At 74.6% G+C, this 23,025-nt stretch carries 24 protein-coding genes and 1 other RNA gene; 14 read left to right on the top strand and 11 right to left on the bottom strand.

The genetic code is table 11. The features are described from left to right. Positions 1–2 precede the first annotated feature (2 nt). On the bottom strand, positions 3–725 hold the full coding sequence (locus ACFV2S_RS21770) for an ABC transporter permease (protein ID WP_385561508.1): 723 nt from the start codon (positions 723–725) through the stop codon (positions 3–5). Beyond that, positions 722–1,645, bottom strand: coding sequence for an ABC transporter ATP-binding protein (locus tag ACFV2S_RS21775; protein ID WP_385561511.1), 924 nt, complete (start codon positions 1,643–1,645; stop codon positions 722–724). The genes ACFV2S_RS21770 and ACFV2S_RS21775 overlap by 4 nt, the downstream gene beginning before the upstream one ends. Before the next feature lie 273 nt (positions 1,646–1,918). Between ACFV2S_RS21775 and ACFV2S_RS21780 the strand changes: the two genes are divergently transcribed. The 3 genes from ACFV2S_RS21780 to ACFV2S_RS21790 are packed head-to-tail and all read left to right on the top strand — an operon-like array spanning position 1,919 to position 4,856. Further along, positions 1,919–2,773, top strand: coding sequence for a MaoC/PaaZ C-terminal domain-containing protein (locus ACFV2S_RS21780; RefSeq protein ID WP_385561514.1), 855 nt, complete (start codon positions 1,919–1,921; stop codon positions 2,771–2,773). Positions 2,774–2,819: 46 nt separating this feature from the next. Then, positions 2,820–3,896, top strand: a complete 1,077-nt coding sequence (locus ACFV2S_RS21785) for a Zn-dependent alcohol dehydrogenase (protein ID WP_385561517.1) — start codon at positions 2,820–2,822, stop codon at positions 3,894–3,896. A gap of 15 nt (positions 3,897–3,911) precedes the next feature. After that, positions 3,912–4,856, top strand: a complete 945-nt coding sequence (locus ACFV2S_RS21790; protein WP_385561520.1) for a 3-oxoacyl-ACP reductase — start codon at positions 3,912–3,914, stop codon at positions 4,854–4,856. A gap of 66 nt (positions 4,857–4,922) precedes the next feature. Here ACFV2S_RS21790 and ACFV2S_RS21795 read toward each other — a convergent pair whose 3' ends face one another. Continuing rightward, complete coding sequence (locus ACFV2S_RS21795; RefSeq protein ID WP_385561522.1) at positions 4,923–5,057, bottom strand: hypothetical protein; 135 nt, start codon at positions 5,055–5,057, stop codon at positions 4,923–4,925. A gap of 47 nt (positions 5,058–5,104) precedes the next feature. Next, a complete protein-coding gene (locus ACFV2S_RS21800; protein ID WP_385561525.1) occupies positions 5,105–6,235 on the bottom strand; it encodes a hypothetical protein in 1,131 nt (376 codons plus the stop codon). Positions 6,236–6,463: 228 nt separating this feature from the next. Between ACFV2S_RS21800 and ACFV2S_RS21805 the strand changes: the two genes are divergently transcribed. The 5 genes from ACFV2S_RS21805 (at position 6,464) to ACFV2S_RS21825 (ending at position 11,562) form a co-directional block, all read left to right on the top strand. Next, on the top strand, positions 6,464–7,498 hold the full coding sequence (locus tag ACFV2S_RS21805) for an ABC transporter substrate-binding protein (protein ID WP_385561528.1): 1,035 nt from the start codon (positions 6,464–6,466) through the stop codon (positions 7,496–7,498). A gap of 66 nt (positions 7,499–7,564) precedes the next feature. Continuing rightward, positions 7,565–8,383 (top strand): Nif3-like dinuclear metal center hexameric protein, encoded by an 819-nt coding sequence (locus ACFV2S_RS21810; protein WP_385561531.1) that lies wholly within the window; start codon positions 7,565–7,567, stop codon positions 8,381–8,383. Continuing rightward, on the top strand, positions 8,380–9,123 hold the full coding sequence (locus ACFV2S_RS21815) for a zinc ribbon domain-containing protein (protein ID WP_383800802.1): 744 nt from the start codon (positions 8,380–8,382) through the stop codon (positions 9,121–9,123). Before ACFV2S_RS21810 ends, ACFV2S_RS21815 begins: the two co-directional genes overlap by 4 nt. Next, complete coding sequence (locus ACFV2S_RS21820; protein ID WP_385561534.1) at positions 9,123–10,703, top strand: bifunctional RNase H/acid phosphatase; 1,581 nt, start codon at positions 9,123–9,125, stop codon at positions 10,701–10,703. The genes ACFV2S_RS21815 and ACFV2S_RS21820 overlap by 1 nt, the downstream gene beginning before the upstream one ends. A 49-nt stretch (positions 10,704–10,752) precedes the next feature. Next, positions 10,753–11,562, top strand: a complete 810-nt coding sequence (locus ACFV2S_RS21825; RefSeq protein WP_385561537.1) for a GNAT family N-acetyltransferase — start codon at positions 10,753–10,755, stop codon at positions 11,560–11,562. Here the strand turns inward: ACFV2S_RS21825 and eda are convergent. Together eda and yaaA are read right to left on the bottom strand one after the other, a co-directional pair. Continuing rightward, positions 11,552–12,190 carry a bifunctional 4-hydroxy-2-oxoglutarate aldolase/2-dehydro-3-deoxy-phosphogluconate aldolase gene (eda, locus tag ACFV2S_RS21830; RefSeq protein WP_385561540.1) on the bottom strand — a complete coding sequence of 213 codons (639 nt, stop codon included), beginning with the start codon at positions 12,188–12,190 and terminating at the stop codon, positions 11,552–11,554. The two genes, ACFV2S_RS21825 and eda, sit on opposite strands and share 11 nt — an antisense overlap. Before the next feature lie 63 nt (positions 12,191–12,253). Continuing rightward, positions 12,254–13,021 carry a peroxide stress protein YaaA gene (yaaA, locus tag ACFV2S_RS21835; RefSeq protein ID WP_385561543.1) on the bottom strand — a complete coding sequence of 256 codons (768 nt, stop codon included), beginning with the start codon at positions 13,019–13,021 and terminating at the stop codon, positions 12,254–12,256. Between the two features lie 203 nt (positions 13,022–13,224). On the opposite strand from yaaA, the gene ACFV2S_RS21840 reads away from it, so the two are divergent. Next, a complete protein-coding gene (locus ACFV2S_RS21840; protein WP_385561546.1) occupies positions 13,225–14,667 on the top strand; it encodes an RNB domain-containing ribonuclease in 1,443 nt (480 codons plus the stop codon). Here ACFV2S_RS21840 and ACFV2S_RS21845 read toward each other — a convergent pair. Together ACFV2S_RS21845 and ACFV2S_RS21850 are read right to left on the bottom strand one after the other, a co-directional pair. Continuing rightward, positions 14,612–15,466 (bottom strand): hypothetical protein, encoded by an 855-nt coding sequence (locus ACFV2S_RS21845; protein ID WP_385561549.1) that lies wholly within the window; start codon positions 15,464–15,466, stop codon positions 14,612–14,614. The two genes, ACFV2S_RS21840 and ACFV2S_RS21845, sit on opposite strands and share 56 nt — an antisense overlap. Continuing rightward, a complete protein-coding gene (locus ACFV2S_RS21850) occupies positions 15,463–16,221 on the bottom strand; it encodes a MerR family transcriptional regulator (RefSeq protein ID WP_385561552.1) in 759 nt (252 codons plus the stop codon). Before ACFV2S_RS21850 ends, ACFV2S_RS21845 begins: the two co-directional genes overlap by 4 nt. Before the next feature lie 78 nt (positions 16,222–16,299). Here ACFV2S_RS21850 and rnpB point away from each other — a divergent pair. Next, positions 16,300–16,698, top strand: an RNA gene (gene rnpB, locus ACFV2S_RS21855) — RNase P RNA component class A. A gap of 66 nt (positions 16,699–16,764) precedes the next feature. On the opposite strand, the gene ACFV2S_RS21860 is transcribed toward rnpB, so the two are convergent. Then, positions 16,765–17,262: a DUF1203 domain-containing protein gene (locus ACFV2S_RS21860; protein ID WP_385561555.1), complete on the bottom strand. Its 498-nt coding sequence runs from the start codon at positions 17,260–17,262 to the stop codon at positions 16,765–16,767. A 143-nt stretch (positions 17,263–17,405) separates the two neighbouring features. Here ACFV2S_RS21860 and ACFV2S_RS21865 point away from each other — a divergent pair, with 143 nt between their 5' ends. The 3 genes from ACFV2S_RS21865 (at position 17,406) to ACFV2S_RS21875 (ending at position 19,396) form a co-directional block, all read left to right on the top strand. Continuing rightward, on the top strand, positions 17,406–17,867 hold the full coding sequence (locus tag ACFV2S_RS21865) for a VOC family protein (RefSeq protein WP_385561558.1): 462 nt from the start codon (positions 17,406–17,408) through the stop codon (positions 17,865–17,867). A gap of 129 nt (positions 17,868–17,996) precedes the next feature. After that, entirely contained in the window at positions 17,997–18,992 is a 996-nt protein-coding gene (locus tag ACFV2S_RS21870) for an excalibur calcium-binding domain-containing protein (RefSeq protein ID WP_385561561.1), read from the top strand. Positions 18,993–19,072: 80 nt separating this feature from the next. Continuing rightward, the gene (locus ACFV2S_RS21875) at positions 19,073–19,396 is read left to right on the top strand and encodes a nuclear transport factor 2 family protein (protein ID WP_385561563.1); all 324 of its coding nucleotides are present in this window, start codon (positions 19,073–19,075) and stop codon (positions 19,394–19,396) included. 93 nt (positions 19,397–19,489) lie between these two features. Here ACFV2S_RS21875 and ACFV2S_RS21880 read toward each other — a convergent pair whose 3' ends face one another. After that, on the bottom strand, positions 19,490–20,266 hold the full coding sequence (locus ACFV2S_RS21880; RefSeq protein ID WP_385561566.1) for an SDR family oxidoreductase: 777 nt from the start codon (positions 20,264–20,266) through the stop codon (positions 19,490–19,492). A gap of 102 nt (positions 20,267–20,368) precedes the next feature. Here ACFV2S_RS21880 and ACFV2S_RS21885 point away from each other — a divergent pair, with 102 nt between their 5' ends. Continuing rightward, positions 20,369–21,997, top strand: a complete 1,629-nt coding sequence (locus tag ACFV2S_RS21885; RefSeq protein ID WP_385561569.1) for an alkaline phosphatase D family protein — start codon at positions 20,369–20,371, stop codon at positions 21,995–21,997. Here the strand turns inward: ACFV2S_RS21885 and ACFV2S_RS21890 are convergent. Beyond that, a complete protein-coding gene (locus ACFV2S_RS21890; RefSeq protein ID WP_385561572.1) occupies positions 21,984–23,009 on the bottom strand; it encodes a Gfo/Idh/MocA family protein in 1,026 nt (341 codons plus the stop codon). The genes ACFV2S_RS21885 and ACFV2S_RS21890 overlap by 14 nt on opposite strands. Between the last annotated feature and the right edge of the window lie 16 nt (positions 23,010–23,025).

Here is a 23,025-nt window from a genome sequence, read left to right on the forward strand (position 1 = left end):
CCTCACGCCGTCCTCGCCGAACGACGGTACGAGACCGCCGCGTACGTGCCGAACAGGGCCGCCCAGACGGCGACGACCGCGAGCGCCGCCGCGCCGGGGGCGTGGCCGTCGGCGACCGAGACGCCGAGCTCGGCGAAGCGGTTGGTCGGGGTGTACGCGGAGAGGGAGCGCAGCCAGCCGGGGAAGAGACTCACCGGGAACCACAGGCCGCCGAGGACCGCGAGGCCCAGGTTGCAGGCGATGTTCACGACGCCGGTCGTCTGGGCGGTGAGGCGGTAGCCGTTGCCGATGCCGAGGAGGGTGAAGGGGAGGGAGCCGAGCCAGAGGGTGACGGCGACCAGGGCCCACTGCCAGGCCGCCAGGTGGACGCCGTTGACGAGTCCGCCGGCGAGGAGGACCCCGACGATGGCCGGGAGGACCACCACGGAGCCGGTGAGGGCGCGGCCCGTGACGACCTGCCGCGGGGTCATCGGCGTGATCCGCAGCTGCCGCAGCCAGCCGGACGACTTGTCCTCGGCGACGCCCGGCCCGATCGACAGGGCGGCGCCGAGCGCCCCGTACGCCGCCATGCCGACCATGGAGGCGGTCTTCCACGCGTCCTCGTTCTGGCCACCGAGGTTGGTGAAGAGGAGGTACATCATCACCGGGACGGCGACGGTGCCGATGACGAAGCCGGTGTCGCGCAGGGTGCGGCGGACTTCGAGGCGTACGTACTCGGTGATCATCGGGTCGTCTCCAGGGAACGGGCGCGCGCGGCCGGGGCCTGCGCGGTGAGGGCGAGGAAGGCGTCGTTGAGGGAGACCGGGGCGACTTCGAGGCCCCTGATCGCGTCGCGTGCGGCGAGTGCGCGGACGGTGGCGTCGGAGTCGTCGGTGTGGAGCCGGGCGCGGTCGCCGCGGATCTCGAAGGAGGTCACCCCGGGGAGCCGGTCGAGGCCCTCGCTGGAGCCGCCGGCCAGGTCGAAGGCGACGAGACTGCCGCCGGCCGCCCGCTTGAGCTCCTCCGCGGTGCCGTCGGCGAGGACGCGGCCGGACTCGACGACGACGATCCGGTCGGCGTGGGCGTCGGCCTCCTCCAGGTAGTGCGTGGAGAACAGGACGGTGTTGCCGCGCCGGGCGTAGCCGCGCATCGAGTCCCAGAAGACCTCGCGGGCCTCGACGTCGAGGGCGGCGGTGGGCTCGTCGAGGACGATCAGTTCGGGGTTGCCGGCGAGGGCGACGGCGAAGCGGACGCGCTGGACCTGGCCGCCGGAGAGGCGGTCGACCCGGCGGCCGGCGAGGTCGGTGAGGCCGGCGAGCGCGAGGGCCTCGGCGACCGGCAGGGGCTTCGGGTAGGTGCGGGCGACGAAGGTGACGAGCTCGCGGACGGTGACCCGGGGGACCGGGCGGCCGTCCTGGAGCATGGCGCCGGTCCGGCCGGCGGCGACGGCGCGGGCCGGGGTGTCGCCGAAGAGCCGCACCTCGCCGCCGTCGGGCTCGTCGAGGCCGAGGAGCAGGCCGATGGTGGTGGACTTGCCGGCGCCGTTGCGGCCGAGCAGGGCGACGGTCTCGCCGCGCCGGATCGTCAGGTCGATGCCGTCCACGGCGCGGACCGGTCCGAAGGACCGGGTGACTCCGGTGAAGGCGACCGCTGTCTCGTTCGTCATGGTGACGACGCTACGAATCCGGGGGCCCGTCCGGCAGGCGTGGATGTACGGACCTGGCGGTGACAAATGTCCCGGGTGCCGTGCCCCGCGCCCTTTCTGACATGCCGTCAGGAGGGTTCACAACTCCTTCCGCCTCGGCTATACATGGGGTCCACCGACCTAGAACGCGTTCTAGAACGGGCGCGTACGGGACGGTCCCCGCACGGCCTCGGTGCGGCCGACGGTGCGGACGGCCGCGCCGAGGTCTTCACCGCCACGAGGAGCAGCAGCCCGATGCCCATCGACCCCGCAAAGGCCGTCGCCGCCGAACCCCGCAGCGCCGAGATCTCCTGGGACCACAAGGACGTCCAGCTCTACCACCTGGGCCTGGGAGCGGGCACCCCCGCGACCGACCCCGACGAGCTGCGCTACACCCTGGAGTCCCGCCTCCACGTCCTGCCCAGCTTCGCCACCGTCGCGGGCGCCGGCATGGGCGTCGTCGGCGGACTCTCGGCCCCCGGCATCGACATCGACCTCGCCGCCGTCCTGCACGGCGGCCAGTCGATCACCCTCCACCGCCCGCTGCCCACCGGCGGCCGGGCCGTGTCCACCTCCCGCGTCGCCGCCGTGTACGACAAGGGCAAGGCCGCCGTCCTCGTCCTGCGGTCCGAGGCCGCCGACGAGGACGGGCCGCTGTGGACCAGCGACGCCTCGATCTTCGTACGGGGCGAGGGCGGCTGGGGCGGCGACCGCGGCCCCTCGGAGCGCCTCGCCGTCCCGGACCGGGCGCCCGACGCCACCGTCGAGCGGCCCGTCCGCGAGGAACAGGCCCTGCTCTACCGGCTCTCCGGCGACTGGAACCCGCTCCACGCCGACCCCGAGTTCGCCAAGCTCGCCGGCTTCGACCGGCCGATCCTGCACGGGCTCTGCTCGTACGGCATGACCCTCAAGGCGGTGGTGGACACGGTGCTCGGCGGCGACGTCACCCGCGTCCGCGCCTACCGCACCCGCTTCGCCGGGATCGTCTTCCCCGGCGAGACCCTGCGCATCCGGATGTGGGCCGGGGACGGCCGTGTCCAGGTGACCGTGACGGCCGTGGAGCGCGACGACGCCCCGGTCCTCGCCGACACCCTCGTCGAACACTCCTGATCGCTTGATCCCTCGATTCGCCTGATCGTCTGATGGGAGCCGCACCATGCGCGCAGCCGTACTGCACGAGATCGGCCAGGACAAACTCGAAGTGCTCGACGACGTCGAGGCGGTGGGCTTCGGCCCGGGCAAGGTGCGGATCCGGGTGAGGGCCACCGGCCTCTGCCACTCCGACGTCTCCGCGATGAGCGGGGTCCTCCCGCAGCCCGCCCCCTTCATCCCGGGTCACGAGGGCGCCGGCGAGATCCTCGACGTCGGCGACGGCGTCACCGGCCTGAGCCAGGGCCAGCGGGTGCTGCTCTGCTGGCTGCCCGCCTGCGGCAGCTGTCCGGCCTGCAGGCGCGGCCAGACCCAGCTGTGCCTGGCCGGCTTCATGAACGCCGGAACGCCCAACTTCAAGCGCCCCGGCGGCGACGTCTTCGGCTTCGCCGGCACCGGCACCTTCACCGAGGAGGTCGTCGTCGACGCGGGCTGCGCCGTCCCGATCCCCGACGACGTGCCCTTCGACATCGCCGCCCTCATCGGCTGCGGCGTCACCACCGGTCTCGGCGCCGCCATCAACACGGCCAAGGTGGAAGCCGGTTCGTCGGTCGCCGTCATCGGCTGCGGCGGCGTCGGCATCTCCGCGATCCAGGGCGCCAAGCTCCAGGGCGCCGCCCAGATCGTCGCCGTCGACCCCGTCGAGTCCCGGCGCGAGGCCGCGCTGAGGTTCGGCGCCACCGAGGCGGTCGCCCCGGACGCGCTCGCCGACGCGAAGCAGCGGATCACCGGCGGCGAGGGCTTCGACTACGTCTTCGAGGTCGTCGGCAGGTCCGCCACCGCCCGCACCGCGTACGAGACGACCCGGCGCGGCGGCACCCTCTGCGTCGTCGGCGCCGGCGCCCTCGACGACCACCTCCAGCTCAACATGTTCGAGCTGTTCTTCGACGAGAAGCGCATCCTGCCCTCGATGTACGGCGGCGGGGACGTGCTCCGGTCGTACGAGCGGGCCATCGCGCTCTGGCGGGCCGGCCGCATCGACCTGGAGTCGCTCATCACCCACCGGGTGCCGCTGTCGGGCATCAACGAGGCCCTGGAGCAGATGCGGACCGGCGCGGCCCTCCGTACCTGCATCGAGATCTGAGAGGACCCACCCGAGATGTCACTCCCCCTGGAGGGCCTGAGCGCGATCGTCACCGGCGCGGGGCGCGGCCGCGGCCGCGCCGAGGCCCTGGAACTGGCCCGGCTCGGCGCCGCCGTCGTCGTCAACGACTACGGGCAGCCCGGCCGCGACGGCTCGGGCGCGGCCTCCGCCGCGCCCGCCGAGGAGGTCGCGGACGAGATCCGCGCGGCGGGCGGCCGTGCGGTCGCCCACCTCGGCGACGTCTCCGACTTCGAGACGGCGCGGGCGCTGGTCGACCTGGCGGTGGCCGAGTTCGGAAAGCTGGACGTCCTGGTCAACAACGCGGGCATCCTGCGCGACCGGATGGTCTTCTCGATGAGCGAGGACGAGTGGGACTCGGTCGTCCGGGTCCACCTCAAGGGCCACTTCAACACCACCCACTTCGCGGCGGTGCACTGGCGGGGCCGCGCCAAGGCGGGCGAGGCCGGCGTCTACGGCCGCATCGTCAACACCTCGTCCGAGGCGTTCCTCGCGGGCTCGGCCGGTCAGCCCAACTACGCGGCGGCCAAGGGCGGCATCGTGGGCCTGACCACCTCGTCGGCGCTCGCGCTCGCCCGGTACGGCGTGACCGCGAACGCGATCTGCCCGCGGGCCAGGACCCGGATGACGGAGGACGTCTTCGCGGGCTTCGCCGAGCCGTCCGCCGAGGGCGAGCTCGACCCGCTGTCCCCCGACCACGTGGCGCCGCTCGTCGGCTACCTGGCCTCCCCGGCGGCGGCCGGGGTCAACGGGCAGCTGCTCGTCGTGCACGGCGGGATGGTGGCGGTGGTGGACCGGCCGAGGGTCTCGGCCAAGTTCGACACGGCCAAGGAGGCGTTCACGTACGAGGAGCTGGACTCCCTCCTGACCCCGCACTACGCGTCCCGCCCGGCGGGCGAGACCTTCGCGGCGACGGAGGTGCTGGGTCTGAAGAAGGGCTGACCACAGGGGTGGTGGGGAAGGAGCAGGGCCCCGGGGGAGACCCCGGGGCCCTGCTCGTCTCTTCTCCTACTGCGCGTGGGCGTCGGCCTCGCGGCGGTGCCGGCCGTGCGGCGAGGACGTGGAGTCCTCCGCCGGCGAGGCCTGACCGCGGTGCTTCCCGGAGCCGTTCGACTCCGTACCCTCCGTGCTTGCATCGGACATGCTGGAACTCACCCCGTACGTCTTGCTCGTGCTGTGCGGCCGTGAGTCTAGCCAGCGGGCCTGCGGTCCGTCAGCGGAGCCTGCTGCAAAGGCACCGGACGGCACACCCGGGGCTCCTCGACGACCACCACCGGCTCGGGCTCCGGCGGCACCTCCAGGCCGGCGAGCCCGCAGGGCGCCTCGGCCGTCGCGTACGGCAGCCGCAGCTCGCCCCCGGCCGTCCACAGGCCCGCCCCGGCCAGCCAGCCCCGGGGCGCCGCCAGCTGGGCCATCCGGCGGGACGAGGGCTGCCAGGCCCCCACCCAGCTGCCGCCCGCCGCGTCGATGCGCAGCGCCACCGCGCAGCTCTCCGGCATCAGCACCTGCCCCGGCTGCACCGCGAACGGCGTCACCGCCGCGTCGTCGAGCCGCAGACATTCGGGGAACCGCACCGGCAGCAGGCTCCCCAGCACGCCCCAGCCCAGCCGGTCGTGCCCCGGCGACGGCGCGTCGGAGCGGATCAGGAGCAGCCCGCTGTCCGGGTCCGCGAGCAGCAGCCGGTCGTCGCTCTCCTCGGTGATCTGGAGCAGCGGCGTCACCTCGCCGCCCCGCTCCAGATCGACGGCCACCGCCTTCACGGGCCCGTCGTCCAGGCGCCGGTCGAGCGCGAGCATCCGGCCCGTGCGGTCGAGCCACACCCCGCCGGTGCAGCGGCCCCTGATCTCCGCCACCCGCTCCGGACCGAAGGCCCCGCCCGCCACCAGCCAGAGCGTCGTCGTGCGGGGGCCGACGCCCATCGCGTACGCGCAGACGCCGTCCGGCGAGGGCGGGAGCAGCACCAGGCGCCCGGAGCCAGGCGCCTCGACCGAGCCGAGCTGCAGCTCCCCGGTGGCCGGGCCGGTGGGGTAGAGCAGGGAGAACGTGCTCCGCCGCCCGTCCACGCGGCGGGCGACGAGGACCCTGCCGTCGGCGAGGGGCAGCAGCTGGGCGTCCGGCTCCTCCGGCTGGCCGAGGGGGAGCGGGACGGCGTACGGCTCCGGGCCGTCGAGCGTCCACCGCTCCGCGTACAGGGCGTCACCGGCGCCCGCGAGCCTGGCCGCGTACGCGCCGTCGGCCGTGATCGTGAACCCCGCCGGCCAGGCCGCGCCGGGGTCCCGGTCGTCGTCCTCGGCCGTGGTCTCGATGGCACACGCTGTCATCGACTCGTCACCTCCGGCCACGAAGCTAGTTTTCGCACTTCCAGCCGAACAGCACGACCAGGGTCACTTCACACATACGGGTGGCCCTGCGGCGGTTCTGCCGAGGGTGCGGGGGCGGTTGTGCTGGAGTGACCCGTGGTGAGTAAGGTAAGGCGAACCTAAGCGGAGGTTCTCCCTCCGTGTGCCCTCGTGTGTCCCCGCCGGGACGACCCGTACAGGAGCCTCCTCATGTCCCTCCGCCGTCGCGGAACCGCCGCCGTCGTCGCCCTCGCCGCCGCACTCTCGCTCGCGGCCTGCGGAGGGGGCGACGGGTCCTCCGACCCCGCCAAGGAGGACGGGTCCAAGAAGAAGGACGTCGCCACCGGCGGCAAGGACTTCGGCGACGCCGCCGCCAAGACCGCGGCCATGGGCACCGACGCGAAGCCCGGCCAGTTCCCCCGCACCCTCACCCACGCCCTCGGGAAGACCGAGCTCAAGGCCGCCCCCAAGCGGGTCGTCGTCCTCGACGTCGGCGAGCTCGACAACGTCGTCTCCCTCGGGATCAAGCCCGTCGGCTACGCCCCCTCCGAGGGCGACGAGGGCATCCCCGGCTACCTCGCGAAGGACGCCGGCACCCCGAAGTCCGTCGGCACCATCAACAACCTCAACCTGGAGGCCATCGCCAACCTCCAGCCCGACCTCATCCTCGGCAGCCAGCTCCGCGCCGCCGACAAGTACGACGAGCTGTCGAAGATCGCGCCGACCGTGTTCTCCATCCGCCCGGGCTTCACCTGGAAGGAGAACTACCTCCTCAACGCCGCCGCGCTCGACCGGACCGCCGAGGCGAGGACGAAGCTCACGGCCTACGAGACCAAGGCGAAGAAGCTCGGCGAGGACATCGGCCCGGACAAGCCGACCGTCTCCATGGTCCGCTACCTCCCCGGCAAGATCCGCCTCTACGCCAAGGCCTCCTTCATCGGCACGATCCTGGAGGACACCGGCCTGCCCCGGCCGAAGAACCAGCAGATCGACGAGCTCGCCGCCGAGGTCAGCCCCGAGCGGATCGACGAGGCCGACGCCGACTGGATCTTCACCGGCGTCTACGGCGACGCCAAGGCCACCAAGAAGGACAGCGCCCAGGCCAACCCGCTCTGGAAGAACCTCGAGGCCGTCAAGGCGGGCCGGGCCAAGGACGTCCCGGACGAGACCTGGTACCTGGGCCTCGGCGTCACCGCCGCGAACAGCGTGCTCGACGACCTGCGCGCCGACCTCGTGAAGAAGTAGCCCCGGGTCCCTGACTTATCCACAGGCCAGAACGGCGGGGCGCGGGGGACAGGTAGCCTTTCCCCCGTGCCCCGTCTCTCTGAAGTCATCGCCGAGCTCGACGCCCTCTGGCCGCCCGAGCGGGCCGAGTCGTGGGACGCCGTCGGCACCGTCTGCGGCGACCCCGACGCCGAGGTGGGCCGCGTCCTCTTCGCCGTCGACCCCGTCCAGGAGATCGCCGACGAGGCGATCGCCCTCGGCGCCGACCTGATCGTCACCCACCACCCGCTCTACCTGCGCGGGACGACGACGGTCGCGGCCGGCCACTTCAAGGGCCGCGTCGTGCACACCCTCATCAAGCACGACATCGCCCTCCACGTCGCCCACACCAACGCCGACACCGCCGACCCCGGCGTCTCCGACGCCCTCGCCGGCGCGCTCGACCTCCGGATCACCGGACCCCTCGTCCCCGAGAGCAACCTCGGCCGGATCTGCGAGCTCGACCGCCCCGAGACCCTCGCCGAGTTCGCCGCCCGCGCCGCCAAGCGGCTGCCCGCCACCGCGCAGGGCATCCGCGTCGCCGGCGACCCCGGCATGCTCCTGCGCCGCGTCGCCGTCAGCGGCGGCTCCGGCGACAGCCTCTTCGACGCCGTACGGGCCGCGGGCGTCGACGCCTTCCTCACCTCCGACCTGCGCCACCACCCGGTCTCCGAAGCCACCCAGCACTCCCCGCTGGGCCTGGTCGACGCCGCCCACTGGGCCACCGAATGGCCCTGGTGCGAGCAGGCCGCCGCGCAGCTCGACAGCCTCTCCGACCGTCACGGCTGGGACCTCCGCGTCCACGTCTCGAAGACGGTCACCGACCCCTGGTCCTCCCACCACACCTCTCCTGGAGCCCCCAACTGAACGCCGCGCCCGCCGACCAGATCCGCCTCCTCGACGTCCAGGCCCTGGACGTCCGCCTCCAGCAGCTCGCCCACAAGCGCCGCTCGCTGCCCGAGCACGCCGAGATCGAGGCGCTGGCCAAGGACCTCACCCAGCTGCGCGACCTGCTCGTCGCCGCGCAGACCGAGGAGAGCGACTGCGGCCGCGAGCAGACCAAGGCCGAGCAGGACGTCGACCAGGTCCGCCAGCGTGCCGCCCGCGACCAGCAGCGGCTCGACTCCGGCGCCGTGTCCTCCCCGAAGGACCTGGAGAACCTCCAGCGCGAGATCGTCTCCCTCGCCAAGCGCCAGGGCGACCTGGAGGAGATCGTCCTGGAGGTCATGGAGCGCCGCGAGTCCGTCCAGGAGCGCCTGGCCGAGCTGACCGAGCGGGTCTCCGCCGTGCAGGCCAAGACCGACGACGCCACCGCCCGCCGCGACGCCGCCCAGGCCGAGCTGGACGGCGAGTCCGGCTCCGTCGCCAAGGAGCGCGAGCTCGTCGCCGGCTCCGTCCCGGCCGACCTGATCAAGCTGTACGAGAAGCTGCGCGAGCAGCAGGGCGGCGTCGGCGCGGCCCGCCTGTACCAGCGCAAGTGCGAGGGCTGCCACATCGAGCTCAACATCACCGAGCTCAACGAGGTCCGCGCCGCCGCCAAGGACACGGTCGTCCGGTGCGAGAACTGCCGCCGGATCCTCGTCCGCACCGCGGAGTCCGGTCTGTAATGCGCGAGGTCGTGGTCGAGGCGGACGGCGGCTCCCGGGGCAACCCGGGGCCCGCGGGCTACGGCGCGGTCGTCCTCGACCCGGCGACGGGGGAGACCCTCGCGGAGGCCGCCGAGTACATCGGCGTGGCCACGAACAACGTCGCCGAGTACAAGGGCCTGGTGGCGGGCCTGAAGGCGGCCCGGGAGCTCTTCCCGGACGCCGCGGTCCACGTCCGCATGGACTCCAAGCTGGTCGTCGAGCAGATGTCCGGCCGCTGGAAGATCAAGCACCCCGACATGAAGCCGCTCGCGGCCGAGGCGGGCCGGGTCTTCCCGCCCGGACAGGTCCGCTACGAGTGGATCCCGCGCGAGCGGAACAAGCACGCGGACCGGCTCGCGAACGAGGCGATGGACGCGGGCAAGCAGGGCCGCCCGTGGGAGCCGTCCGGCTCCACGGCCGCCCTGGACGCCTCGGCCGCCCGCAACGCCGCGAGCCCGCCCCCGTCGGGCCCGCCGGGCGACGCGACGGCGGGCGCGGCGAAGGCCCGCGCGGCGCTGACCGCCTCCGCGCCGACGGCGTCCGCGGGCGGTACGGGCACGGGCTCGGGCGTCTGGCCGGGCACCGCCTCGCGCCCACCGGCCGCGAGCGAACCGGGCGCCGGACCGGTTGACGGGCTGTTCGCCGCGGAAGAGGCCGTGACGGCCTCGGGCGGCTCCGCCGCGGGGCCCGACGACGGCCTCTTCGCCGCAGAGGGGCTGGGCGGCGCCCCGGCGGCCGCGACCGCAGCGGCTTCGGTGTCCTCCGGCGACTTCGAGGCCGAGGCGGGCGTCCTGGCCCCGACGGGCCACGCGGCACGCGACCACGCGTCCGCCACGCCGACCGCACCGGCCGGGACGGGCGGGACCGCACCGGCCGGGACGGCCCCCGCTCCCGCGCAGGGCGCCCCCCGGCAGGGCTGGGCCGGGCCCGACATGGGGGCTCCGGCGACGTTCGTGCTGCTCCGGCACGGGGAGACCGCGCTCACGCCCGAGAAGCGGTTCTCCGGGAGCGGCGGGAGCGATCCCGAGCTGTCGGCCGCCGGGCTGCGCCAGGCCGAGGCCGTCGCCGAGGCGCTCGCCGCGCGCGGCACCATCCAGGAGATCGTCAGCTCGCCGCTCACCCGCTGCCGCCAGACCGCCGGTGCCGTCGCCGCCCGCCTCGGCCTCGACGTCCGCGTCGAGCAGGGCCTGCGCGAGACCGACTTCGGCGCCTGGGAGGGGCTGACCTTCCGCGAGGTGCGGGAGCGGCACCCCGAGGACCTCGACGCCTGGCTGGCCTCGCCGAAGGCCGCGCCCACCGGCGGCGGGGAGAGCTTCGCGACCGTCGCCCGGCGCGTCGCCGCGACCCGGGACCGGCTGACCGCCGCGTACGCGGGCCGCACGGTCCTGCTCGTCACGCACGTCACGCCGATCAAGACCCTCGTCCGGCTCGCGCTCGGCGCCCCGCCCGAGTCGCTGTTCCGGATGGAGCTCTCGGCCGCCTCGATCTCGGCCGTGGCCTACTACGCCGACGGCAACGCCTCCGTACGCCTCCTCAACGACACCTCGCACCTGCGGTAGCGCGGAAAGCGGTGGCGGCGGTCCCCCTGCCCGTACCACCATCTCCCGCATGACGTGGTCCTTCACCGACAGCCCCGCCGTCTTCCGGGCCGAGGCCGGCGGGCATCTCACCGCCGAGGCCGCCCGCAACACCGCCGTGCTCACGCTCATGGACACGGCCGCGCGGCTCGGCTGGTGGGCGGAGGGGGACGGCCGGGTCACCGGCGTCCTCGTGGTGCCGCCGTCCGGCGCGCCCTCGCTCGGGGCCATGACGGACGAGGCGGCGCGCGCGCTCGCTCCCGCGGGACTCCTCGGCGACGAACGGCAGCCCACCGTGGTGCGCGGCGAGACCGCCGCCGTCGAGGCGTACGCGGAGGCCACCGGCCGCCGCTGGGCGCCCACCACCCGGATGCGGCTCTTCCGGCTCGGCGAGCTGACCCCGCAGGACCCCGCGCCCGGGGGGCGCGCGAGGCTCGCCACCGAGGCCGACGTCCCGCTCGTCGCGGTCTGGACGGCGGAGTTCGCCGTGGCCATGGGGTACGAGCCCGCCGAGGACTACACCGGCTTCCTCACCGAGCGGATCTCCGAGGAGCGGCTCTGGCTCTGGGAGGCGCCCGACGGCCGCCCCGTCTCCATGGCCGCCGTCTCCCGCACGATCGAGGGCCAGGCCCGCGTCCACCTCGTCCACACCCCGCCCGCCGAGCGCCGCCGGGGGTACGCGGCCGGTGTCACCGAAGCCGTCAGCCGGGCCGCGCGCGACGCGGGAGCGGCGCAGGTCCTGCTCTTCACCGACCTGGCCAACCCCACGAGCAACGCCCTCTACCAGCGCCTCGGCTACCGCCCGGTCACCGACCACCTCAGCGTGGCGTTCACCGGCTGACCGGCGCCCCCAGCCCCGCCGCCCCGCGCGCCAGCGCCTCCACCCGCGCCCAGTCGCGGGCCGCGAGCGCGTCCGGCGGGAGCATCCACGAACCGCCGACGCAGCCGACGTTCGGGAGGGCGAGGTAGGCGGGGGCGGAGGCCGCCGAGATGCCGCCCGTGGGGCAGAAGCGGGCCCGGGGCAGCGGGCCCGCGAGGGACTTCAGGTACGGGACGCCGCCCGCCGCCTGGGCCGGGAAGAACTTCATGTCCGTCACGTCCTGTTCGAGCAGGGCCACGACCTCCGAGGCCGTCGAGACCCCCGGCAGGAACGGCACGCCCGAGTCCCGCATCGCGCCGAGCAGCCGCCCGGTCCACCCCGGGCTGACCAGGAACCGCGCCCCGGCGGTCACCGCGTCCGCCACCCCGGCCGCCGAGACGACGGTCCCGGCGCCGACGACGGCCTCCGGCACCTCGGCCGCGATCGCGCGGACGGCGTCGAGCGCGGCCGGGGTGCGCAGGGTGACCTCGATCAGCGGCAGCCCGCCGGCCACCAGGGCCCGCGCCAGGGGCACGGCGTCGGCGGCGTCCTCGATCACGACGACGGGGACGACGGGGCCGTCCGGGGCAAGGTCGAAGACGCTCGTCATGGGCGTCATCCTGCCCAGGGCGAGCGTCACCCGCAACGAGCGTTGCGGAGGGTGCAACAGAGGCTAGTGGATCTCGTCCACCAGCACGTCGAGGGCGCCCGCCTTCCCGCTCTCCTCCACCACGTACCGCAGATCCCGCAGCGCCTCCGCGAGCTCCACCGGCGAACCCGGCTCCGCGCCCGCCTCCAGGAGGCTCCGCACGATCCGGCCCTTCGTCGCCTTGTTGAAGTGGCTGACCACCTTCCGGGTCGGCGCGTGCAGCACCCGCACCGTCGCCGTCCGGGCCGCGAGCTCCCCCTTCGGCTTCCACGCCGACGCGTACGCCGACGAGCGCAGGTCCAGGACGAGACCGTCCCCGGCCGCCTCCGGCATCACCGAGGCCATCGCGCCCCGCCAGTGCGCCCCCAGCGCCCCGAGCCCCGGCAGCTTCACGCCCATCGAGCAGCGGTAGGAGGGGATGCGGTCCGTCACCCGCACCGCGCCCCACAGCCCCGAGAACACCAGCAGCGAGCTGCCCGCCCGCTTCCGGGCCGCCGCGTCGAGCGTCGCCAGGCCCAGCGCGTCGTACAGCACGCCGGTGTAGATCTCCCCGGCCGGACGCGCGCCCGCCGTCCGCAGCCCGGTGTTCTTCGCGACCTCGCCGCGCAGCCCCTCGCTCAGACCGAGCACCTCGCGGGCCTTGTCCTCGTCGGCGGCACACAGCTCGACCAGCTCGTCCAGGACCGCCGCCCGCGCCTCCGCGAGCCCCGGCAGGGACAGCGACTCCGGCTTCAGCGGCGCCCCGCGCCCCGAGGAGGCCTTGCCTTCGGAGGGCGGCAACAGCACGAGCACGGTGGTTCTCCTTCGTCCGTACGGGGATGGGGGTGCGGCCCCGGCCGTCCAGCGTACGAGGTGCCGGGCGCGGCCCGTGCCCCGCGACCACCCGCCGGGCGCGGCCCGTGCCCCGCCCGGCTCCCGTCCCGCGACCACCGCGCGCCCCCCGCCCCGCGACCACTCGACGTGCCCCGCCCCACCCCGCGCCCTACGCTCGGTCCATGCCCCGCCGCCACATCCACGTGACCGGCGCAGCCGAGGCTCCGCTGCGGGCCGCCCTGCGCGCACTCCGTACCGAGCTCGCGATCCCCGAGGACTTCCCGCCCGCGGTCCTCGCCGAGGCCGAAGCCGCCGCGAAGGCGCCCCGCCTTCCCCCGTACGACGCCACCGACCTGCCGCTCTTCACGATCGACCCGCCCGGCTCCACCGACCTCGACCAGGCCATGCACCTGGCCCGGCGGGCCGACGGCGGCTACCGCGTCCACTACGCCATCGCCGACGTCGCCGCGTTCGTCACCCCCGGCGGCGCGATCGACGCGGAGGCCCACCGGCGCGTCCTCACGCTCTACTTCCCCGACGGCAGGGTCCCCCTCCACCCGCCCGTCCTCTCCGAGGGCGCCGCCAGCCTCCTTCCCGGCGAACCCCGCCCGGCGCTGCTCTGGCGCATCGACCTCGACGCCGAGGGACGCCGCGTCGCCACCGACGTCCGCCGCGCCCTCGTCCGCAGCCGGGCCCGGCTCGACTACGCGGGCGTGCAGCGGGAGATCGACGACGGGACGGCCGAGGAGCCGCTCGCCCTCCTCCGCACCATCGGCCGCCTCCGCGAGGCCCTCGAAGCCGAACGCGGCGGGATCTCCCTCAACGTCCCCGAGCAGGAGATCGTCGAGACCGACCACACCTACGCGCTCGCCTACCGGGCTCCCCTCCCCGCCGACGCCTGGAACGCCCAGATCTCCCTGCTCACGGGCATGGCCGCCGCCGACCTCATGACCGCCGCCGGCACCGGCATCCTGCGGACCCTGCCCACCGCCCCGGACGGCGCCGTCGCCCGCCTGCGCCGCTCCGCCCACGCCCTCGGCGTCCCGTGGCCGCACCACGTCTCGTACGCGGACGTCGTCCGCTCCGCCGACCCCGCCAACCCGCGCCACGCCGCCTTCCTCCAGGAGTGCACCACCCTGCTGCGCGGCGCCGGATACACCGTCTTCACCGACGGCCACATCCCCAGCCCGGCCGTCCACGCCGCCGTCGCCGACGAGTACACCCACTGCACCGCGCCGCTGCGCCGCCTCGTCGACCGGTACGCGGGCGAGCTGTGCGTGGCGGCGGTCGCCGGGGACGAGCCGCCCGCGTGGGTGCGGGCCGCGCTGCCCGCCCTCCCCGACGAGATGGCCGCAGGCGCCCGCCGCGCCAACACGGTCGAACGCGAGAGCGTCGACATCGTCGAGGCGGCGCTCCTGCGGGAACGGATCGGCGAGATCTTCGACGCGTACGTCATCGACGTGAAGGAGCGCGAACCGGCCGTCGGCACCGTCCACCTCGACGACCCGGCGGTCGTGGCCCGCATCGAGGGCGGGGAGGCGAGGCTGCCGCTGGGGGAGTGGCTGCGGGTCAGGCTGTCGGAAGCGGACCCGGGGACGGCGAAGGTGCTGTTCGCGCCCGCGTGACCGCCCGCACGAGCGCCTGCGGATCGTCGGCGTGCAACCGGATCAGCCGTACGGGGCGGGGTGCGCCCAGCAGCCGGGGCGCGTCGACCGGTTCCGTCAGCCCGATCGTGACGGTGGTCTGGGAACCGACGGCGAGGTTCAGCTCGCCGTCCCGCCTCTCGTGGGAGAAGAGCGACTCGCGGCGGACGCTGGCGATCCGGTCGAGCGGCACCCGGACGTCGACGTGCGCGGCCTGCCGGACCCGGAGGGTGCTCCCGGCGAGCGTGTGCGGACGGGTGGCGGAGGCGGCGTGCAGCCCGAGCACGAACAGCACGGTGTAGACGTCCAGGACGAGGACGACCGTGTGGACCACGGGCCAGTCGGCGAGCAGGTACGACATGCCGACCGTCTCCACCACACACACGAACGCGAAGCCGTACATCAGGGCCGCCTGGTCCCGGGCGTACGGGAACACGCCGTCCGCGCCCGCCACCCCGTGCGGCCGGCGCGCGACCCACCGGCCGAGGCCCGCCAGGAGCCGCAGCTCGTGCCCGACCAGCCGCAGCACGGCCTCGGGCACCAGCTCGCCCAGGGCGTCCCGTGCGGGCAGCCCGCGCCGCAGGAGCCGGAGGAAGACCGTCACCTCGGTGACCAGGACCGCCGCCACGAGCAGCTCCCCGACGAGGAGCACCGCCCCGGGCATCCGCACCCCCGCGAGCAGGCAGACGGCGAGCACGAGCTCGGCGGGGAGCACGGCGTACGCGACCGCGCGCAGGAGCCGCAGCAGGCGACCGCGCGGCACGCGGGCGGTGTCCGTCATCGGTCCCCCTCCCCGCGCTCCGACCGCCGCACCACCAGCTCCACCGCCCGCCGCACTGCCGCCGACTGGGCCGGCGCGAGGTCCGCGAAGAAGGTGTCGGCGAGCCCCCCGGCCCCCTCCGGAGGCAGCTCCACCGCGATCCCGTCCGGCAGGACGGCCGCCAGGGCACGGGCCGCCCCGTCCACCCGGGGATCGTCCGGCGCCGCGTCGGCGAGGGCGTCCAGGAGCCCGTACAGCTCCCGCGCGCTGCCCGCCACGTCCCGCATCAGCTCCATCAGCCGGGCCCGCTCGGCCTCGGGGGCGACGGTGTCGAGCAGGGTCAGGATCTCCCGGTCCTTCGCCGCCATCGGCGACTCGGGGAGCTCTCCGAGCCCCGCGAGCAGCGCCGCGAGCTCGGGCGAGACGGGGCCCTCGGCGGGCAGGCGCCCGGCGCGGGCCTCGGCGAGGAGGGGCGCCAGGCGCTCCCGGCGCTCCCGGATCACCGCCTCCTGCCGGGCCAGGTCGTCCGCCAGTTCCTCCAGGACCTCCACGAGCCCCCGCCCCTCGTCGTCCGCGAGCACGTCCCGTACCTCGTCGAGACCGAGGCCCAGCTCGGTCAGCCGCCGGATCCGGGCGAGCAGGACGGCGTCCCGGACCCCGTACTCCCGGTATCCGTTGGCCCGCCGCTCGGGCTCGGGCAGCAGCCCGGACTGGTGGTAGTGCCGCACGGCGCGGGGGGTGACCCCGACGAGCGCGGCGATCTCGCCGATACGCATGCGCCCAGTAGAAACCCTGACGCTGCGGCAGGGTCAAGGAGCGTCCGCCCCGGCGGGTAGCATGGTCGCCACGGCAGACGAGCCGGGCGGACGGCCGCGTGGAGATCCTCGGATCTTCCCGAGGAACGTCCGGGCTCCACAGAGCAGGGTGGTGGCTAACGGCCACCCGGGGTGACCCGCGGGACAGTGCCACAGAAAACAGACCGCCGGGGACCTCGGTCCTCGGTAAGGGTGAAACGGTGGTGTAAGAGACCACCAGCGCTTGAGGTGACTCAGGCGGCTAGGTAAACCCCACTCGGAGCAAGGTCAAGAGGGGACACTCCGGTGTCCCTGCGCGGATGTTCGAGGGCTGCTCGCCCGAGTCCGCGGGTAGACCGCAGGAGGCCGGCGGCAACGCCGGTCCTAGATGGATGGCCGTCGCCCCGACGACCGCGAGGTCCCGGGGCACAGAACCCGGCGTACAGCCCGACTCGTCTGTCGGCCCACGTGGGGAAGGCCCCCGACCGGGTTTCCGCCCGGTCGGGGGCCTTTTCCGTGCCCGGCTCAGGGGCGGCGGACCTCGAAGTGGAAGCAGCCGTACTCGACCGCCCGGACGTGGACCAGGGCGACGGACGGGTCCGCGAAGGCCTCGGTGAGGGAGGCGTCGAAGCCCGCCCCGGGGTCCTCGGGGAGTTCCAGGAGGCGGCCGCCGACGATCCGGCCGTCCGCGTCGTAGCGGCGCAGGGCGCGGAGCGCTCCCGGGCGGGAGAAGGGGTACTCCTCCGAGGGCGCGGGGCCGCCGCAGTCGGCGGCGTGGATGAAGACCGGGCCCTGCTCGTCGTACGCGCCGGGCTCGGCACCGGTCTCGGCGGCCCAGCGGCGCAGCGGCGCGTACGAGACGAGGGCGATCCGCTCGCCGGGCGCGGAGGGGCGCAGGCAGCAGCGGAGGGGATCGCCGCCCTCGACGGCGGTGTGGGTCGCGCAGGGGCGGCCGGCGTCGTCGGTGTCGCGCAGCCGGGCGAGCGCGGCGGGGGAGATCGGGCGGGGGGAGTAGGTGGTCATGGTGCCAGCCTCGCGCGCGGCGGGGCCGTACCGCTGGCGCAATTCGGACGGCGTGCTGGGAGCGGCCGCGCCGGTTCGCCGGGCGCGGCGCCCCCCGCTTGGGTACCGTCGCCTCGCCAGCCGCTACGAACGGAGCCGCCCGGATGAGCCGACGTTTCCAGGTCACCTTCGACGCCCACGACCCGCGGGCGCTCTCGTCCTTCTGGCGCGACGCGCTGAAGTACGTCCACCCCGGGCCGCCCGGCGTGGAGGTGCCCGAGGGGGCCGATCCGCTGGACGCCTGGGACGAGTTCCTCGCGCGGATCGGCGTACCGGAGGACCAGCGCAACTCCCGGTCCGCCATCGAGGATCCGGAGGGGGAGGGCCCCCGCGTGTTCTTCCAGCAGGTGCCCGAGGACAAGGTCGCCAAGAACCGCGTCCACCTCGACGTCCGTGCCGCCCCCGGCCTCCGGGGCGAGGAGCGGATGGCCGCCCTGGAGACCGAGTGCGACCGGCTCGTCGGGCTGGGGGCGAAGCGGGTGCGCCGCTTCGAGCCCGCGCCGCCGTTGAGCGCGGGCCACATCGTGATGACCGACCCGGAGGGCAACGAGTTCTGCCTGGACTGACGCGGCCGCCCCCCTGCGTGCGGACGGTGAAAGCGCAGGTCATACCCTGTGTGGCGCTGAGTCGTCGTCAGGGAGGGGCAGGGTCGGGTGGGTACGTCGCCGGGGCGGGGGTCCGTTCGGGAGGAGCCGTTGTGGCGGCGGTCCGGGACCGTCGTCCTCTGTCTGGTCCTGATGCCCCCGTTGGGTGTCCTCCTGGCCTGGCGCAGCCGTTGGCCGGCGGGGCGGAAGGTGCTGGCGACCGTGCTGTCCTGCGTCTGGTTCGTGGCCCTGGGCACCAGCGGCCCGCCGGCGGACGGGCCGGCGGCGGCCGGTGCCGGGCCGAAGCCCCGCACGGTCCCGTCCTTCACCCCGTACACCCCGCCCACCCCCACGCCGACGCCGCTGGTGCGGCGGGTGGTCGCCGACTACACCGGGCAGAACCTGGAGGCGGCGTCGCGGGCCGCGTACGAGGCGGGGTTCCGGGCGCGTTCGCACGACGCCACCGAGGACGACAGGATGCAGCTCGTCGACGGCAACTGGAAGGTGTGCTTCCAGGAGCCGGCCGTCGGAGCGACGGCGACGACCGAGGAAGGGCGGCGGGCCGGGATCGAGTTCGCCGTCGTCGAGAAGAGCAGCCCGTGCCCGCCGCGGGACGGTGACGCCGTGGTCTTCCCCAAGGTGCCGGACGTCGTCGGCGAGACGTTCGCGGCCGGTTCCGCGATCCTCCGGAAGGCGGGCCTCACCGAGATCCGGGGCGCCGTCGCGTACACGGACGTGGACCTGGCGGCCCGTCACGAGGACTGGCGGATCTGCTTCCAGGACCCGGAGGCCGGTGAGGACATCGAACGGCCCTCGTCCATGTCCGTACGGCTCTCCCTGACGCCTCCCGGCGTCTCCTGTCCCGGCGAGGACTACGCCCGGCTGCACCCCGACCCGGATCCGGACCCCGACCGCCACGGCTCAGGCTCCGGTTCCGGTTCCGGTTCCGGTTCCGGCTCCGGAGGTTCCGGTGGCGGCGGCCTCGCCTACTACAAGAACTGCGACGCCGTCCGCGCCGCGGGCAGGGCCCCGATCTACGCGGGCCAGCCCGGCTACCGGTCCGGCCGCGACCGCGACGGCGACGGCAAGGCCTGCGACTGGTCCTGAGCCTCCCGGACCCCGCTGTCGGAGGGACCTCACGGCCGGGGCGCGGCGGGGGAGGAGCCCCCCGGGTGTACGGGTGGGGCATGACCATTCCCGTGAAGCAGCTCAGTGATCCGGTCGTGCGTGCCTTCGTCACGGCCCTCAACGCCCACGACGAGCCCGGCCTCCTCGACGTCCTCACGCCCGGCGTGACCATGTCCGACGACGGGTCCGACCGTGACGTGCGGCAGTGGCTCGACCGGGAGGTGTTCGCCTCCCGGGGGCACATGGACGTGGTGAGCGAGGCCGACGACGGGCGCGCCCTCGTCGCCGACTACCGCAACGACACCTGGGGTGCGATGCGGACCAAGTGGGCCTTCACCGTCGAGGGCGGGAAGGTGTCCCGGTTCGAGACCGGGCAGGCCTGACCCTCCGGCCGGGGACGGCTCCCGCCCCCGGCCGCAGCCCCGGTCCCGGGACCGGCCTGAGCCCCGGTTCCGGGACCGGTTCCGGAACCGGGCTCAGCCCCGGCCGATGTACGGCATCGTCGTCGCCATCACCGTCGCGAACTGCACGTTCGCCTCCAGCGGCAGCGCCGCCATGTGCACCACCGTCGCCGCCACGTCCGCCGCGTCCATCACCGGCTCCGACGCCAGCGCGCCGTTGGCCTGGAGGATGCCGGTCTGCATGCGGGCCGTCATCTCCGTCGCCGCGTTGCCGATGTCGAGCTGGCCGCAGGCGATCCGGTACGGGCGTCCGTCGAGCGACAGGGACTTCGTGAGGCCCGTCATCGCGTGCTTCGTCGCCGTGTACGCGATCGAGTGCGGGCGCGGCACGTGGGCGGAGATCGAGCCGTTGTTGATGATCCGGCCGCCCTGCGGCGACTGGTCCTTCATCGTGCGGAAGGCGGCCTGGGCGCAGAGGAACGCGCCCGTCAGGTTGACGTCCACCACCGCCCGCCAGGTCTCCGGGGCGAGGTCCTCGACCGGCGTGCCGCCGCCCGCGAACGTCCCCGCGTTGTTGAAGAGCAGGTCGACGCGGCCGTAGTGGTCCCGTACCGAGGAGAAGAGGGCGGCCACCGCCTCCTCGGACGTGACGTCCGTCGGGACGCTCAGGAAGTCGCCGTCCGGCAGGGCCGAGGCCGTCTCCTCCAGGGCCTCCGCCCGCCGCCCCGCCAGGGCCACCGACCAGCCGGCCGCCGCGAGGGCCAGCGCCACGCTCCGGCCGATGCCCGAACCGGCTCCCGTCACCACTGCGATGCTCATGGGCGCGCAGCGTACGCGAGACGCATGCCCCATGAACTCATCCGTCCGACACGTGGATGTTCTGTACTCGACAATGCGACGTCGTCCCGTTCCCCTCGAATGGCGGAAGCGCACCATCCGTCCGGGGAGGGGAACATGAACCACGTCCAGGACCACTCCGAAGAACTCCGCGCCGCCTCACGCCACGTGAGGCGCCGGCGATTCCTGACCGCCACCGGGGCCGCCGCCGCGCTCGCCTTCGCCACCCAACTGCCCGTGGCCGGTGCCGCGGCCGCGGCCGAGCTCGACGGCCGGCGCGTCACCGAGAACCCGTTCACCCTGGGCGTGGCGTCCGGTGACCCGCTGCCCGGATCCGTACTCCTCTGGACACGGCTCGCGCCCCGCCCCTTCGAGCCCGGCGGCGGTCTGCCCGCGCGCCGCGTCGGGGTCCGCTGGGAGCTCGCCGACGACGAGCGCTTCACCCGGATCGTCCGCCGGGGCCTGGCCACCGCCCACCCCGAGTTCCGCCACGCCCTGCACGTCGAGGTCGAGCACCTCGCCCCGGGCCGCGTCTACTTCTACCGATTCCGCGTCGGCGAGTGGACCAGCCCGGTCGGCCGGACCCGCACCGCCCCGGCCCCCGACGCCCGCACCACCGGGCTCAAGCTCGCCGCCGTGTCCTGCCAGGCCTACCACGACGGGTACTTCACGGCCTACGGCCACCTCGCGCGGGAGGACGTCGACGTCGTCTTCCACCTCGGCGACTACCTGTACGAGTACGCCGTCGACGCCGCCGGCGGCGCCCGCGCCTACACCGACCGGACCCTTCCGGCCGTCTTCAACCGCGAGACGATCAGCCTGGAGGACTACCGACTGCGCTACGGCCTCTACAAGTCGGACCCCGACCTGCGCGCCGCGCACGCCGCCCACCCCTTCGTCGTCACCTGGGACGACCACGAGACCGAGAACAACTACGCGGGCGACATCCCCGAGAACGACGTCCCGCCGGAGGTGTTCCTGCTGCGCCGCGCCGTCGCCTACCGCGCCTACTGGGAGCACCAGCCGCTGCGCAGCCCCCGGCCCCAGGGCTCCGACATGAGGCTGTACCGGCGGCTGCGCTTCGGGCGGCTCGCCCAGTTCGACGTCCTCGACACGCGCCAGTACCGCTCCGACCAGGCGTACGGGGACGGCTGGCACGCCCCCGGGCCCGACACCGAGGACCCGGCGCGCACCCTGACCGGCGCCACGCAGGAGCGCTGGCTGCTGGACGGCTGGCGCGCCTCCCGGGCCCGCTGGAACGTCCTGCCGCAGCAGGTCGTGTTCTCCGAGCGCCGTGACCGCCCCACCGCCGACTTCACGGTCTCCATGGACGCCTGGGACGGGTACGCGGCCTCCCGGCGGCGGATCCTCGCGGGCGCCGAGTCCGCCGGCATCGAGAACCTGATGGTGCTCACCGGCGACGTGCACGTCGGCATCGGCCTCGACATCAAGGCGGACTTCCGCGACCCGGCCTCCCGGACGCTCGGCACCGAGATCGTCACCACCTCGATCGCGAGCGGCAGGAACGGTGCCGACCGGCCGTCCAACTACGACCGGATCGTCCAGGCCAACCCGCACGTGAAGTTCTACAGCGGACGCCGCGGCTACGTGACGGTGGCGCTCGGCACGGAGAGCGCCCGCACCGACTTCCGCACGGTCCCGTACATCACGACGCCCGGCGCCCCCGTCGCCACCGCCGGCTCCTTCGTCACGGAGGCGGGCGACCCGGGCCTCAAGCCGGCGTGACCTCCTGCGGATAGCGGACGCCGACGCGGTCCCGGACCGCGTCGAGCGTCCGCATCACCGCGAGCGAACCGTCCAGGGGCACGAGCGGGGACTCCGTCGCTCCCGCCCGCAGACAGCGCGCCACCTCGGCGGCCTCGTGCCGCAGGGAGTGCGGGTCCTCGGCCGGGACGAACTCCTCCGGCTCCCGGCCCGCGCGGTGCAGGGTGAACCGCTCGGGGAAGAAGAAGCCGCGCGGGACGTCGATCCGGCCCGCGGTGCCCGTCACCGAGGCCGTCATCGGGGTGTCCGCCTCCAGTGAGCAGGACAGCAGCGCGGAGGCGCCCGAGTCCCAGCCGAGCAGCATCCCCGTGTTCAGGTCGACGCCCTCCGGGGAGAGCCGGGCGTGCGCGTGGACCGCGGCCGGCTCGCCGAGCAGCAGGTGCGCGAACGACACCGGGTACACCCCCAGGTCGAGCAGCGCCCCGCCGCCGACGGCCGGGTCCCGCAGCCGGTGTCCGGCGTCGAAGGGGCCCGCGAGCCCGAAGTCGGCCTGGACCGTGCGGACCTCGCCGACCGCCCCGTCGCGGACCAGTTCCGCGATCCGCCGGATCAGCGGGTTGCAGTACATCCACATGGCCTCCATGAGGAAGAGGCCGCGGCCGCGCGCGAGGGCGACCAGTTCCGCCGCCTCGCGGGCGTTCAGCGTGAGAGCCTTCTCGCAGAGCACCGCCTTGCCCGCCTCCAGGGCGAGGCCGGCGGCCGCGCGGTGCGCGTGATGCGGAGTCGCCACGTACACCACGTCGACGTCCCCGTCGGCGAGGAGTCCGGCCCACTCCCCGTACGCCCGCGGGATCCCGAGCCGGTCCGCGAAGTCCTTCGCGGACGCCTCCGTACGGGACGCCACCGCGACGACCTCGGCGCCGTCCAGCGTCCTCAGGTCCGTGGCGAAGCGTTCCGCTATGCCGCCCGTCGCCAGGATCCCCCAGCGCACCGTCCCGTTCGCGTCCATCCCCACCCCACAGGTCTCGACCATGCCGGTCGAGCTGAGA

The sequence above is a fragment of the Streptomyces sp. NPDC059695 genome (assembly GCF_042733785.1).
Lineage (GTDB): Bacteria > Actinomycetota > Actinomycetes > Streptomycetales > Streptomycetaceae > Streptomyces.